General features: G+C 64.7%; 14 protein-coding genes and 1 pseudogene. 12 read left to right on the plus strand and 3 right to left on the minus strand.

Going from position 1 to position 12587, the window contains the following annotated elements; all coding sequences use genetic code 11:
• Window positions 1-25: 25 nt before the first annotated feature.
• From D9X30_RS29780 to D9X30_RS02965, 3 genes are read left to right on the plus strand one after another with little or no spacing between them, the layout of a single operon-like run.
• Window positions 26-367 carry a cyclic-phosphate processing receiver domain-containing protein gene (locus D9X30_RS29780; protein WP_349632217.1) on the plus strand — a complete coding sequence of 114 codons (342 nt, stop codon included), beginning with the start codon at window positions 26-28 and terminating at the stop codon, window positions 365-367.
• A gap of 34 nt (window positions 368-401) precedes the next feature.
• On the plus strand, window positions 402-590 hold the full coding sequence (locus tag D9X30_RS02960; protein ID WP_153946213.1) for a hypothetical protein: 189 nt from the start codon (window positions 402-404) through the stop codon (window positions 588-590).
• Window positions 587-1336 (plus strand): hypothetical protein, encoded by a 750-nt coding sequence (locus D9X30_RS02965; RefSeq protein WP_153946212.1) that lies wholly within the window; start codon window positions 587-589, stop codon window positions 1334-1336. Before D9X30_RS02960 ends, D9X30_RS02965 begins: the two co-directional genes overlap by 4 nt.
• A 412-nt stretch (window positions 1337-1748) precedes the next feature.
• Here the strand turns inward: D9X30_RS02965 and D9X30_RS02970 are convergent.
• A pseudogene (locus tag D9X30_RS02970) lies at window positions 1749-1913 on the minus strand (methyltransferase family protein); the annotation flags it as partial.
• Between the two features lie 116 nt (window positions 1914-2029).
• On the opposite strand from D9X30_RS02970, the gene D9X30_RS02975 reads away from it, so the two are divergent.
• The 7 genes from D9X30_RS02975 to D9X30_RS03005 all read left to right on the plus strand — a co-directional run bounded on the left by D9X30_RS02975 (window position 2030) and on the right by D9X30_RS03005 (window position 8307).
• Window positions 2030-2362, plus strand: coding sequence for a nucleotide pyrophosphohydrolase (locus D9X30_RS02975; protein ID WP_153946211.1), 333 nt, complete (start codon window positions 2030-2032; stop codon window positions 2360-2362).
• A gap of 110 nt (window positions 2363-2472) precedes the next feature.
• On the plus strand, window positions 2473-3489 hold the full coding sequence (locus D9X30_RS02980; protein ID WP_153946210.1) for a DUF72 domain-containing protein: 1017 nt from the start codon (window positions 2473-2475) through the stop codon (window positions 3487-3489).
• 4 nt (window positions 3490-3493) lie between these two features.
• Window positions 3494-4189 carry a DEAD/DEAH box helicase gene (locus tag D9X30_RS02985; RefSeq protein WP_153946209.1) on the plus strand — a complete coding sequence of 232 codons (696 nt, stop codon included), beginning with the start codon at window positions 3494-3496 and terminating at the stop codon, window positions 4187-4189.
• A gap of 187 nt (window positions 4190-4376) precedes the next feature.
• Window positions 4377-4817 (plus strand): CBS domain-containing protein, encoded by a 441-nt coding sequence (locus tag D9X30_RS02990; protein WP_153946208.1) that lies wholly within the window; start codon window positions 4377-4379, stop codon window positions 4815-4817.
• Between the two features lie 321 nt (window positions 4818-5138).
• Complete coding sequence (locus tag D9X30_RS02995) at window positions 5139-6629, plus strand: MDR family MFS transporter (RefSeq protein ID WP_153946459.1); 1491 nt, start codon at window positions 5139-5141, stop codon at window positions 6627-6629.
• A gap of 106 nt (window positions 6630-6735) precedes the next feature.
• The gene (locus tag D9X30_RS03000; RefSeq protein ID WP_153946207.1) at window positions 6736-7389 is read left to right on the plus strand and encodes a glutathione peroxidase; all 654 of its coding nucleotides are present in this window, start codon (window positions 6736-6738) and stop codon (window positions 7387-7389) included.
• Between the two features lie 132 nt (window positions 7390-7521).
• Window positions 7522-8307, plus strand: coding sequence for an oxygen-binding di-iron domain-containing protein (locus tag D9X30_RS03005; protein WP_153946206.1), 786 nt, complete (start codon window positions 7522-7524; stop codon window positions 8305-8307).
• 16 nt (window positions 8308-8323) lie between these two features.
• On the opposite strand, the gene gstA is transcribed toward D9X30_RS03005, so the two are convergent.
• Window positions 8324-8950, minus strand: a complete 627-nt coding sequence (gstA, locus tag D9X30_RS03010; RefSeq protein ID WP_153946205.1) for a glutathione transferase GstA — start codon at window positions 8948-8950, stop codon at window positions 8324-8326.
• A 240-nt stretch (window positions 8951-9190) separates the two neighbouring features.
• On the opposite strand from gstA, the gene D9X30_RS03015 reads away from it, so the two are divergent.
• Window positions 9191-10039 (plus strand): fumarylacetoacetate hydrolase family protein, encoded by an 849-nt coding sequence (locus D9X30_RS03015; RefSeq protein ID WP_153946204.1) that lies wholly within the window; start codon window positions 9191-9193, stop codon window positions 10037-10039.
• 224 nt (window positions 10040-10263) lie between these two features.
• A complete protein-coding gene (locus tag D9X30_RS03020) occupies window positions 10264-11511 on the plus strand; it encodes a M20 aminoacylase family protein (RefSeq protein ID WP_153946203.1) in 1248 nt (415 codons plus the stop codon).
• 52 nt (window positions 11512-11563) lie between these two features.
• Here the strand turns inward: D9X30_RS03020 and D9X30_RS03025 are convergent, their stop codons facing one another.
• The gene (locus D9X30_RS03025) at window positions 11564-12382 is read right to left on the minus strand and encodes an AraC family transcriptional regulator (protein ID WP_502799606.1); all 819 of its coding nucleotides are present in this window, start codon (window positions 12380-12382) and stop codon (window positions 11564-11566) included.
• Between the last annotated feature and the right edge of the window lie 205 nt (window positions 12383-12587).

Genomic DNA, 12587 nt, shown 5'->3' on the forward strand with positions numbered 1-12587 from the left:
TGAGTTCTTTTCGTCGGAGGTACTGATGGGCGACGCGGTTTTCTGGCTATTCATCGATGACATACGAGACGCGCCGAGTGTGGAATGGATGGTCGCGCGCTCCTCAGCCGAGGCGATTGCGCTCATGAAGGAGTGGGGCTGTCCATCAAGAGTTTCGTTCGACCACGACCTGGGAGGAGACGATACCGCGATAGTCGTTGTGAGATGGTTGGTTGACACCGACCTTGACTGCTCGGGACGATTCATCCCTGACCAGTTTGATTTCTCGGTTCACAGTGCAAATCCGGTCGGTGCCGCTAACATTCAGGGGCTTCTCGAATCGTACCTGTCATACAAAGCGAAGAACCGAAGCGCAGCTGAACGCTAGATGCGCGGAGTACAGGGCTGCAAACAACAAATAGATGAAGTCATTCACGAAAGATAAGCGGTGCGGCTACTTCCGCTCCTTCGTCGGCAGCGATGGCGGGAATCTTGAAAACACCAAGTTCTGGCTGGGCGGCATTGAACACGGCGAAGACGGTGGGACTTTGGGGGATGTGACGACAGGTCTGAAGCCTGTGACCGAGTCCAAGAAGCGACGTGTGCAATGAGCTCAGTTCGGTTCGCCCCCTGGGTCGGGGCGCAGTACGCGACTGTTGGATTTCGCGGCCTACGGGTGCTTGTGGTATCTGAGTCTCATTACGGCGACAGCAGGTATGAGCGCCCGGACGTCACCCCGGAAATCATTAAGGCGTTGGCGCTTGGACTAAGACACAAGCACACACAGGGCAGGTTCGGCCGGCATCCGCACTACGCCAAGATATTCGCCGCGACGAACAACCGCTCGACGGCCGGTGTTTTCAACCGTGAACAACGAGCATGCTTCTGGGAGACGGTGGCCTACTACAACTTCATCCAGCAGTTCATGGCGAAATCTCGCGACAAGCCGCCTGCAGGAGCATGGGCGCGAGGAAAGCCAGCTTTCGTCGAGGTGTTGCAGGTGCTGCAACCAGAGTTGGTGCTCTGCTTCAGTTCGCGCAATGGTGCGCGAGTTCGCGCACTTTCCGGCAGCGTGCCAGTTGCAGTAGTCAACCATCCATCGGCGTGCTTTTCCTACGCGCGCGCAAATCCGGTCATCGCCGAGGGCTTCGAAGTGGCGCTTGTGCGCGCCGCGGCCGGGCGCTCTGCGAGGTTCGTCGAGACCCCCACGTTCTGCCGCTGGCGGGAGGCCACCAAGAGTGCGGAGCCTGCATGCCACAAGATGCCGGGTAACATCAAACAGGCACGCCTTGAGCGGTGGGCTGACCAAATGGGGGAAATTGACCGATTGGCGGCGCTAACTCTGGCGCAAACTTGATGGGACGAGGCCCGCCTGCGCCAGGCAGTGCTCAAGTGCTCCGCCGCGATACGGCGAGAGATAGCCGTTCGCCGGCCAATTTTCTCCGCCGGTCCGCCACGTACGACGACACCAGCCCTTCGTGAAATCCGCTAGAATTCCCTTGTTTTAAAGGCAGTTTTTCGTGCGTGTCTCGGTCGGTATGGACCATGGATGATGACGGGAGACCTTCGTTCCTGAGGCTTCGACTAGGCGAATTCGAGAGGCCTCGGTTGGAATTTCCCAAGTTATGCGTCCGTTTTTCTCAGGTTTATGAGTCCGCCGCGGCTGGAGACCCTCGTCCACAAGGGGCAGTTTCTCGGGATATGCACCTGTCTACAGGTTGCAGACGCACAGAAATCCCGGCTCAAGGCCGGGGTTTTTTTTGGCGCTTTCACCACACCCCCGGCACCATCCGCCATGTCCGCGCGCGATAGCGCGCATATTTGTCCCCAAACGTCTCGCGCAGCAGGGCCTCCTCGGCCCGGATTCGCGAGATCAGTGGCCATAGCATCAGCGCAGTCAGCATCACACCGATCAGGGATCGGAACACCAGTACTCATCCTAGCGAACCGACCATGAGGGTATGCCTGCCGGCATCGCGCTGTCGCGCCGTAAATCGTCCACGATCAATGGGACAATGCCGCCTGATCCCGTATTCGCACCAGGCAGACCATGGCTCTTATCGACCTCAGCAACCTCCAGCAAGCGGCGCTCGCCTTCGGCGAGGCGCGGGGCTGGGGCAAGTATCACAGCCCGAAGAATCTGGCGATGGCGCTCAGTGTGGAAGTGGCCGAGCTGGTGGAAATCTTCCAGTGGCAAACCGAGGAAGAGTCGCGCGGCATCATGTCGACGACCGAGCGTGCACACGTCGAGCAGGAACTGGCCGATATCACGATCTACCTGACGCAGCTGGTGACGGCGTTGGGCGTCGACCTCGATGCGGCGGTGCGCGCCAAAATGGAGATGAACGCGCGCAAGTATCCGGCGCCGGACGAGGGAAAGTAGGCCGGGGCGCGAATCAGCATGCCGCGCGCGAATCACGTGTCCGCATCCTGACAGCCGCGTGCGGGAAATGCGGCTAGACTTGGTCCATCGTCTTTCGCGGAGATGGCGCCATGGCAGTGCGCAAGCAAGGCAAGTCATTTGGCAATGTCCACATTGGTATCGGCGGCTGGAATTTCGCGCCGTGGCGCGACAATTTCTATCCGGCGGGCCTGCCGCAGGCCAGAGAGCTCGAATATGCGAGCCGCCACCTGACCGCGATCGAGATCAACAGCACCTATCACGGCACGCAGAAGCGCACGTCGTTTGCCAACTGGCGCGATGCCACGCCCGACGACTTCGTGTTCGCCGTCAAGGCGTCGCGCTTCGCCACCAACCGGCGCATTCTGGCCGAGGGCGCCGATTCGATTCATCGCTTTATCGACAGCGGCATCGCCGAGCTGCGCCACAAGCTTGGCCCCGTCGTCTGGCAGTTCGCACCGACCAAGCAGTTCGTGCCCGATGACTTCGAGGCCTTCCTGAACCTGTTGCCCGATGCCGTGGAAGGCGTGTCGCTGCGCCACGTGCTGGAGGTGCGCCATGCCAGTTTCATGTGCGACGAATACCTGAAGCTGGCACGCAAGTTCAAGGCGGCCACGGTATTCACCGATTCTCCAAAATTTCCGTCATTTGCCGATCTGACCGCCGACTTTGTCTACGCGCGCCTGATGAATGCACAGGAAAAGCTGGCGACCGGCTACGCGCCGAAAGACCTGGACCAGTGGGCCGGACGTGTCGCAAGCTGGGCCGAAGGGAAGGCGCCCGACGACCTGCCGGTGGTGGAAGACAAGCCGGGCGCGAAGCTCAAGCCGAAGACGGTCTACCTGTTCTTCATCAACGGTGCGAAGGAGCGGGCGCCGTCTGCGGCCGGCGCCCTGCTCGAACGGCTGGGCTGGACACCGACCGAAGAGGTCCCGGTGAAGGTTGCGGTGTCGAAGCCGGCTGCCGTCGAGGGGTCCGCGGAGGCCCCGGCAACAAAGGCCCGTGCAACAAAGGCCCCCGCAAACAAGGCTTCGGTGGAGAAACCTCCGGCAAGGAAGACGCCCGCGAAGAAAACCGCTGCAAAGAAAGCCACCCGCGCCGCCGCGTAAGGCCATGCGTGCCAGCCGGCCCCCATCCCCGGTGATTGCGCTTCGGCGCGAACCCTTTTCGGTGCTGCCGCTGGAACCGATGTGGCTCGACGCGCTGGCGCAATCGGGCCACGTTTCGATGACGCCGCTGCAGGCCGCCGCCCTGCCCCTGGCGCTTGCCGGGCACGACCTGATCGTGCAGGCGCGCCAGGGCGGCAGGGCCACCACGCTGGCGATCGCCCTGCTCCACCGGCTCGATCCACAACGCTTCGACGTGCAGGCGCTGGTGCTGTGTCCCACGCGCGATCGTGCCGACATGGTGGCGCGGCGCATCCGGCAGCTGGCGCGCGTGGCCGGCCAGGTCAAGGTGGCGCTGCTCTGCACCGGCATGCCGATCCGGGCGCAAATCGATAGCCTGATTCACGGCGCGCATATCGTTGTGGGCACCCCGGGCCGCATGCTCGACCATATCGATGCGGCGAGCCTGGATCTTCGTGCGGTGAACACGGTCATCTTCGAAGCCGCCGACACCATGCTCGACATGGGGTTTGCCGATGACATCGCCTTCGTGGCCAGCCGTTGCCCGAAGTCGCGGCAGACGCTGCTGTTCCATGCGTCTCCCGACGCCGATCCGCCGCCGGAAATCGTCCGTCTGGCACGGCAATGGCAGCGCAAGCCGCGCGCCGTCCGGCTGGGGATGGGCGAGCAGCCGTCTGTCTGACGCCGCGCGCCATGCCAGTACTGCCCGACGAAGATTCGTGAAAGTCACCCTGTAAGGCGGCGCTTTCGTTTGCTAATCTGGATAGACGCGGCCAGATCCCCGGGGGGTGCGGGCTATTGCGCAGCACCGCAGATCGATCGCGTCTGGGCAGCGACTGTTTCCAAAACGGCAACAAGGAGTCGGTGACATGAAGACCGCACGGCAGGTTCTGGAAAACAAGGCAAATCACGCCATCTACAGTATTCCACCCACGGCGACGGTGTACGCGGCGCTGCAGCTGATGGCCGACAAGGGCATCGGCGCGCTGCTGGTAATGGAACACGACAAGATCGTCGGCATCCTGAGCGAACGGGATTACGCGCGCAAGGTGATCCTGATGCAACGCACGTCGCGCGAGACGCTGGTCAAGGAAATCATGACCACGGCCGTGATTTATGTACGTGCCGATCAGAGCACAGACGACTGCATGGCGCTGATGACCAGGCATCGCCTGCGTCACCTGCCGGTGATGGAAGGCGACACGCTGTTGGGGATGTTGTCGATTGGCGACCTCGTCAACGACATCATCAGCGAGCAGCGCTTCACGATCGAACAGCTGGAACACTACATCACAGGCGGCTCACGCTAGCCGCCCTCAGCGCGGTCCAATCCAACCGTCTCAACCCCGGGCATGTGGCGAACGTGCCCCGGGGCGTCGTTCGGCCTGTGGTTTTTATCCCCTCGCCGCTTTTTGCGGCCAAACGGCTCGAGCGAAAAAATACTAAGCATGCATATAATTATGCGGTCACTGAATAAGGCCGCGTCGATGTTGTGCGGCCGGTGGTCTTTGTGACCTGCGCTGCACCATCGGCGTCCCCACACCATCCGCATCCATTGCATGTCATCGCCCTCGCCTTCCCAGTCCGTCACGCTGGACGCTGCTCCCGATGCCCACGACCACGCCGCGATCATGCGCGTGATCGGCGGGATCGTGCTCTGTATCCTGCTGGCTGCGCTCGACCAGACCGTGGTCATTCCGGCCGTGCCGGCCATCGCCAACGACCTGAACGGTTTCGGCCATCTGTCGTGGATCGTCACGGCCTACCTGATCGTGTCGACGGTCACCACGCCGCTCTACGGCAAGCTGTCTGACAGTTTCGGCCGCCGGCGCCTGCTGATGCTGGCGATCTCGCTATTTATCGCCGCATCGGTGGCCTGCGCGCTGGCGCAGTCGCTGACGCAGCTGATCCTGTTCCGCGCGCTGCAGGGCGTGGGCGGCGGCGGGCTGATGTCGCTGGCCCAGGCGGCCATCGCCGATGTGGTGGCGCCGCGCCAGCGCGGCCGCTACCAGGGCTACCTTGCGACGGTCTGGGCGGTCTCGTCGATTGCGGGACCGCTGGTGGGCGGCTGGGTGTCCGACCACATGTCGTGGCGCTGGCTGTTCTGGATCAACGTGCCGCTGGGCCTGCTGGCGATGGCCATGTGCTATCGCGGGCTGGCGCACCTGCGTGCCCGCGGCGGCCGGCCGCAGGTGGACTGGCTTGGCGCCAGCCTGCTGGCGGTCGCCATCGTCGCCTTTCTGCTGGCGATGAGCTGGGCGGGCGAAGCCTTCGACTGGATCTCGCTGGAAATGGGCGGCATGCTTTTGCTGACGCTGGTGGCCGTGGCGCTGCTGGCCTGGCAGGAACGGCGCGCCGCCGATCCGATGCTGCCGCCGCGCCTGTTCGCCAACCGCGCCTATGTGATGGGCGTGGGCGCCTCGTCGCTGGCTGCGCTCAACATCTTCCTGTGCATCTTCGCGCTGCCGCTGCACTTCCAGCTGGTGCGTGATGCCGATGCCTCGACGTCGGGCCTGCTGGTGGTGCCGTTCCTGCTGTCCACGGTGGCCGGCAACTTCGTGGTGGCGTGGCTGGCGCCTCGCCTGGGCCGCATGCGCGAGATCCTGACCGGCGGCTACGTGGCCGCCGCCGTGGGGCTGGTGTCGCTGGCCACGGTCACGGCCGCCGTGCCCACGACGCTGGTACTGGTGGCAATGACGATTGCCGGCATCGGCCTGGGCATGTCGATGGTGGGCACGCTGATTTCGGTGCAGAACGCGCTGGAACGCCGCGACATGGGCGCCGGCACCGGCGCGCTGCTGGTGATCCGCTCGCTGGGCAGCGCCCTTGGCGGCGCACTGGCCGGCACGCTGCTGGCGATGGAATTCCGCGACGCGCTGGCGCGCTCGGGCGTGAACCAGGCGCTGGACCTGGGCTCGCTGCGCCATGGCAGCGAGGCGATGGCCCATCTGTCGCCGGCCGTGCACCGCGTGCTGGCGGGCGGCGTGGAATCGGGCTTTCACATGATCTTCGCGGCGGGCGCGGTCGCGGCCATCATCGCGCTGGTCATCGTGCGACGCATGCCGGACCTGGAATTGCGCAGCAGCGTGACCGAACATGCCGCCAAGATGCATATGGATTGAAGGTCGTCCGGGGCCGGCGGCGCCTGTCGCTGCCGCCCCGCGTCATGACGCGAATCGCCCGAGAGCGTAGACTTTGCTGCACTAAAGGAAACCGGAGCCCGTACCCATGTCTCGCGAACGCACCCTGGCAACTGCAGTCCACATGGACCGGATGCGGCAACGCCTCCAGCGCACCGCCCTGCTCGGCGCGTTGGGCCTGGCCGCCGCAGCCGCCATGCTGCCGCACCCTGCCCGCGCGGCAGACAAGTCTGCCACGGTGTCGGCACAGCCGGCCGGCAACTGCCCAGCTTCCCTGAATTTCCGTTTTCCGCGTCTGCAGGATGAATCGCCCCAGAACCTGTGCCAGTACGCCGGCAAGGTCGTGCTGGTGGTCAATACGGCCAGCTATTGCGGCTTCACGCCGCAATACGAAGGCCTCGAGGCGCTTTACGCCAAGTACCGCGAGCGCGGCCTGGTGGTACTGGGCTTCCCGTCGAACGACTTCTCGCAGGAGCCCGGTTCGGCGAAGGAAATTTCGGACTTTTGCTACAACACCTACGGCGTCAAGTTCCCGATGCTCGGCAAGTCCCACGTGCGCGGCGGCGAAGCCAACCCGATGTACGTGTTGCTGACGAAGGAAACCGGCACCGCGCCGAAGTGGAATTTCTACAAATACCTGATCGACCGCAAGGGCCAGGTCGTGGGCAGCTACAACAGCATGGTCAAGCCCGACGACAAGCAGTTCGTGGCCAAGATCGAAGAGTTGCTGTCCACGCGCTGAATGGCCCCGCCGCCGGCGCCCGTCCGGCTTTTTCGTCCCGCTTTCCAGGATTTTTGATTCACATCAATTGAAAACACCGCGCAACTGAGTACTTTCGCCGCTTAAAAATAACCACAAGCGGTTGAGGGAGTCATGAGCAAGGTGCTTTACGAATGCAACGGGCATGTCTGCCTGGCGTTTACGGACCTGGTCGACGATACGCATGGCGATGCGGTGCAGAGCAACCAGTTCCTGGTGGTCAATCACGGGCACGCGGCCCTGATCGACCCGGGCGGGCAGATGACCTATAGCGAGCTGTACATGACGATCAGCCGCTTTTTCCCGCCCAAGCAGCTCGATTACGTACTGGCGTCGCACGCCGATCCCGACATCGTGGCGTCGGTGGGGCGCTGGCTGACGGCGTCCGACAGCCGCGTGCTGATCTCCGAGGTCTGGGCGCGCTTCCTGCCGCATTTCTGCCAGACCGGCAAGACCGCCGGGCGCATTGTCCCGATTCCCGATGCGGGCATGGTGGTGCCGCTGGGCAAGTCGTCGATCATGGCCGTGCCGGCCCATTTCCTGCACTCCGAGGGCAATTTCCAGTTTTTCGATCCCATCAGCAGGATCCTGTTCTCGGGTGATCTCGGGGCGTCGATGACCTCGACGGAAGACGCGCGCGGCGACGTGACCGATTTCGATGCCCACGCGGCCCGCATGCTGGGGTTCCACCGCCGCTACATGAGCGGCAACAAGGCCTGCCGGCTGTGGGCGGCCATGGCGCGCACGCTCGATATCCAGTGCATCGTGCCGCAGCACGGGCCGTCGATCCGGGGGCGCCAGATGGTGGCGCGGTTCATCGACTGGGTCGAGCAGCTCCAGTGCGGGCTGGATCTGATCGACGCCAGTCACTATCAGGTGCCCACGCAGGTCCTGCGCTGAACCTGCGGGCGCGCCGTCAGTCGCGCACCAGGCCTTCGGCCCGCATTGCCGCCTGCACGGCCGGGCGCGCGGCCACGCGCGACAGGTATTCCTGCAGCCTCGGGTACGCATCGAGCTTCAGGTGCAGCAGCCGGGCCCAACTGACGATCGTGAAGCAGTACGCATCGGCCACGCTGAACTGGCTGCCCAGCAGGTAATCGCGCGACGCCAGGTGTTGGTCCAGTTCGCCAAAACGCTTGTGCAGCTTGGCCTTGCAGGCCTCGACGGTGCTGGCGTCGGTTTCCTTGTGCCACAGCCACGGGCTGAACACCTTGTGCAGTTCGGTCGAGATCAGCGTCAGCCAGCCCACGGCCTCCAGCCTCGCCTGGCTGCCGGGCGCCGGCAGCAGGTTGCGTGCCGGCACCTGGTCGGCGATGAACTGGAGCAGGGCGGATGCCTCGCTGTGGCGCGACCCGTCATCGAGCTGCAGCAGTGGCACATAGCCGCGCGGGTGGATGGCGTAGTAGTCGTTGGTGCCGTTTTCGGGCTCGGCCAGCGTGTGATGGATCAGGTCGACGCGGGCCAGCGTGACGGGCAGGCCGGCCTCGCGCAGGGCGATATGAACGGCCATCGAGCAGGCGGCGGGCGAGTAGTAGAGCTTCATGGGATTCCTTGGGAGATGGCACGGCGCGGGGTGAGACGTGCGGTGATGGCAGTCTAGGCAGCGGCCCGGGCCCCCACAATGCGTGGCGATGCACAGCGGGTATGCAAAGATGCATGGCCTGCATGATGTGTCAGAAGAATGCCGACGCAGGGCGCTCGGGGATGGGCGTGCCGTGGCCGCGCGCGGGCCGCTGGCTTGCGATATGCTCGCGAGGCTGACCTGACCCCCATAGGAGACAAGATGAAGCTAGTCCGTGTAGGAAACCCCGGCGCCGAGCGTCCGGGCCTGGTTGACCGTGATGGGCGCGTGCGCGATCTGTCCGGTGTCATCGGCAATATCGGCCCGGGCGAGCTGGCGCCGGCGGCGCTGGCCCGGCTGGCCGCGATCGACCCGGCCACGTTGCCCGTGGTGGAGGGCCAGCGCCATGGCGTGCCCTGGACCGGCATCGGCAAGATCATCGCCATCGGCCTGAACTACGCCGACCACGCCGCCGAGGCAGGCATGCCGCTGCCGGCCGAGCCGATCGTGTTCCTGAAGGCGAATACCTCGCTGAACGGCCCGAACGACACCGTGATGCTGCCGTTCGAGTCGCAGAAGTCGGACTGGGAGGTGGAACTGGGCGTGGTCATCGGCACCACGGCGCGCAATGTGTCCAAGGCCCAGGCGCTGGAGCACGTGGCGGGCTACTGCGTGGTGAACGATGTGTCCGAGCGCGAATTCCAGCTCGAACGCGGCGGCACGTGGGACAAGGGCAAGGGCTGCGACACGTTCTGTCCGGTCGGCCCGTGGCTGGTGACCCGCGACGAGGTGCCCGACGCCCAGAAGCTGGGCATGTGGCTCGACGTCAACGGCGAGCGCATGCAAAAGGGCAGCACCGCGACGATGGTCTTCGACGTGGCTACGGTGGTCAGCTACGTCAGCCGCTTCATGACGCTGGAACCCGGCGACCTGATCGCCACCGGTACGCCGCCCGGCGTGGGCATGGGCTTCAAGCCGCCGCGCTACCTGAAGGCCGGCGATGTGATGCGCCTGGGCATCGAGGGTCTGGGCGAACAGAGCCAGAAGGTTGTGGCGTACGGCGAACGCTAGATTCTGCGATGTGAAAAATGCGGGGCGAACGCGTGGCCTCGCGAGGTTCCCCGCTGAAACATCGTCTTGCAAAGCGTCGCGTTTTCAAACAAAGCGTCCGTTAAGGGCAACAGTTTTGGGACCATATGGGGCGCTTTCGCACGAAATTCCCATTCGGGGTTTTACCTCCCGGGGGTGCGTGAAATACTGTTCTTACATGATGTCTGCCAAACAAGAGCAATGCCATGTCTGAACACGCCCCCGAAATCGAGTCGATATTGAAGACCGTCCCGGTCAGCCTCGCCCGGAACGGTCCCACCCGCACCTTCTGCACCCTGCATGACACGCTCGACTCGCGTGACGAACTGCAGGACATCCGCCGCAGCATCCACCAGCATCCCGAACTCGCCTTCAATGAAGTCCGTACCGCCGAGCTTGTCGCCAGCAAGCTCGAAGGGTGGGGCTACACCGTGACGCGCGGTGTGGGCGGCACCGGGGTGGTGGCCACGCTGCGGGCGGGCAGCAGCCAGCGCAGCGTCGGGATTCGTGCCGACATGGACGCGCTGCCGATCCACGAGCGCACCAATCTGCGATACGCCAGCGTCAACGAAGGCAGGATGCACGCCTGCGGCCACGACGGGCACACCGCCGTGCTGCTGGGCGCTGCCCGCCAACTGGCGCGCACGCGCCATTTCAACGGCACGGTCCACCTGATCTTCCAGCCTGCCGAGGAAATCGGCGCCGGCGGCGGGGCCGAGCGCATGCTGGCCGATGGCCTGTTCGAACGGTTTCCGTGCGACGCCATCTTCGGCCTGCATAACCACCCTGGCGTGGAAGCCGGTACGTTCATGTTCCGCGCGGGGCCGTTCATGGCCGCGTGCGACACGGTGACGATCACCATTCGCGGCAAGGGCGGCCACGCGGCCCGCCCGCACCAGTCGATCGACCCGATCCTGGTGGCCGGCAGCCTGGTGATGGCGCTGCAATCGATCGTGGCGCGCAATGTCGATCCGAACGAGACCGCCGTGGTCACCATCGGCACGCTGCACGCCGGCCACGCGCCAAACGTGATCCCGGACAGCGCGCGCATGGAAATCAGCGTGCGGTCGTTCAGCGCCGAGGTGCGGGCGTCGATGGAAGCGCGTATCCGCCAGCTGGTCACGGCGCATGCCGAAGGCTATGGCGCCGCCGCCGATATCGACTACGTGCGCGGCTATCCGGTACTGGTCAACAGCGAGGCGGAGACCGAATTCGCGCGGCAGGTGGCCGAGGAACTGGTGGGTCCGGAGCGGGCGATCGGCAATTTCCATCGCATCGCGGGCAGCGAGGACTTCGCGTACTTCCTGCAGCAGCGCCCGGGCTGCTTCGTGCGGATGGGCAATGGCGCCAACCAGCCGCTGCTGCACAACGCCGGCTACGACTTCAACGACGACAACCTGACCGTGGGCGCGGCGTACTGGACGCGTCTGGTGGAACGATATCTGGCGGAATAACGATCGAGCCGCCGCAGGTTTGCAGATCGACAGGCCCCGAGGGCAGGGCAGGTCACTTGAAGAAGGCGCTCGGCGGCACGCCAAACTGCCGCCGGAACATCGTCGCAAAGGCGCTCGGGCTGTCGTAGCCCATGTCGAGCGCCACATCCACCACCTTGTCGCCGGCTGCCAGGCGCTCCAGCGCGGCCAGCAGCCGCGCCTGCTGGCGCCACTGGCCAAAGGTCATCCCGGTTTCGCGCGCAAAGCGCCGCTGGATCGTCTTCGGGTCCACGCCCAGGCGCGTGCCCCAGTCGGCCAGGGTCAGGCCGGTATCGGGCTCGCCGACGATCTGGTCGCAGATCGTGCGCAGGTCCGGGTCGGTGGGGCGGGGCAGGTGCAGCGGCAGCGTCGGTACCAGCTTCACTTCGTCGAGCAGCAGCCGCATCAGGCGGCCATCGCGGGAATCCATGTCATATAGAGCAGGCACGTCGATGGCGGCCAGGATCAGTTCGCGCAGCAGCGGCGATATGCCCAGAACGGTACATGCCGTGGGCAGATCGGGCGCGGCGTCGGGGCGGATATAGGCGGTGCGCATCTGCACCCGGCCCACCATGCGGATCCAGTGCGTGGTGCCGCCCGGCATCCACATGCCGCGCGTGGGCGGCACGGTCCATTGGCCTTCGGGCGTCGAGACCACCATCACACCATGCATGGCATGGATCAGCTGGGCATGCGGATGCTGGTGGGGCTTGGTGACGTGGCCCGGCACATAGTCGGCCGCCATGGCCGTGACGGGCATCGGGCTACGGTCGTACTGGACATAGGCGGGGCGCTCGGCATAGGTGTCGGCGCGGGCGTCCATGGCGGGATCGCGCGGCGCATCGGGGGGCAGGGGTCTGCTGCCTGGGGTGTCGTGATCGACCCAGGCGATGCGTGGGGCAGGGTGGGCGGTGGATTTTGGTAATGCGGTCGGCTTGCGGCGCTGTGGCGGTCGCGGGGTACCCGGCATGTCCTTTTCTCCAAGGTTACGGCCTCATTCTCGCAGGACAGGCGCAGGTTTGCCAATTAGCATCGTCACACTTCCTTTAATTCCGCCG

This window comes from Cupriavidus sp. U2 (assembly GCF_009663685.2).
Classification (GTDB): Bacteria; Pseudomonadota; Gammaproteobacteria; order Burkholderiales; family Burkholderiaceae; genus Cupriavidus; species Cupriavidus necator_C.

Excerpts from the sequence above, each read along its gene's own strand:
- D9X30_RS02995 (WP_153946459.1), top strand. The coding sequence starts at position 5,139 with ATGCGCGTGATCGGCGGGATCGTGCTCTGTATCCTGCTGGCTGCGCTC.
- D9X30_RS03015 (WP_153946204.1), top strand. The coding sequence starts at position 9,191 with ATGAAGCTAGTCCGTGTAGGAAACCCCGGCGCCGAGCGTCCGGGCCTG.
- D9X30_RS02990 (WP_153946208.1), top strand. The coding sequence starts at position 4,377 with ATGAAGACCGCACGGCAGGTTCTGGAAAACAAGGCAAATCACGCCATC.
- D9X30_RS03005 (WP_153946206.1), top strand. The coding sequence starts at position 7,522 with ATGAGCAAGGTGCTTTACGAATGCAACGGGCATGTCTGCCTGGCGTTT.
- D9X30_RS02960 (WP_153946213.1), top strand. The coding sequence starts at position 402 with ATGAAGTCATTCACGAAAGATAAGCGGTGCGGCTACTTCCGCTCCTTC.
- D9X30_RS29780 (WP_349632217.1), top strand. The coding sequence starts at position 26 with ATGGGCGACGCGGTTTTCTGGCTATTCATCGATGACATACGAGACGCG.
- gstA (WP_153946205.1), bottom strand. The coding sequence starts at position 8,950 with ATGAAGCTCTACTACTCGCCCGCCGCCTGCTCGATGGCCGTTCATATC.
- D9X30_RS02965 (WP_153946212.1), top strand. The coding sequence starts at position 587 with ATGAGCTCAGTTCGGTTCGCCCCCTGGGTCGGGGCGCAGTACGCGACT.
- D9X30_RS02980 (WP_153946210.1), top strand. The coding sequence starts at position 2,473 with ATGGCAGTGCGCAAGCAAGGCAAGTCATTTGGCAATGTCCACATTGGT.
- D9X30_RS03020 (WP_153946203.1), top strand. The coding sequence starts at position 10,264 with ATGTCTGAACACGCCCCCGAAATCGAGTCGATATTGAAGACCGTCCCG.
- D9X30_RS02985 (WP_153946209.1), top strand. The coding sequence starts at position 3,494 with ATGCGTGCCAGCCGGCCCCCATCCCCGGTGATTGCGCTTCGGCGCGAA.
- D9X30_RS03000 (WP_153946207.1), top strand. The coding sequence starts at position 6,736 with ATGTCTCGCGAACGCACCCTGGCAACTGCAGTCCACATGGACCGGATG.
- D9X30_RS02975 (WP_153946211.1), top strand. The coding sequence starts at position 2,030 with ATGGCTCTTATCGACCTCAGCAACCTCCAGCAAGCGGCGCTCGCCTTC.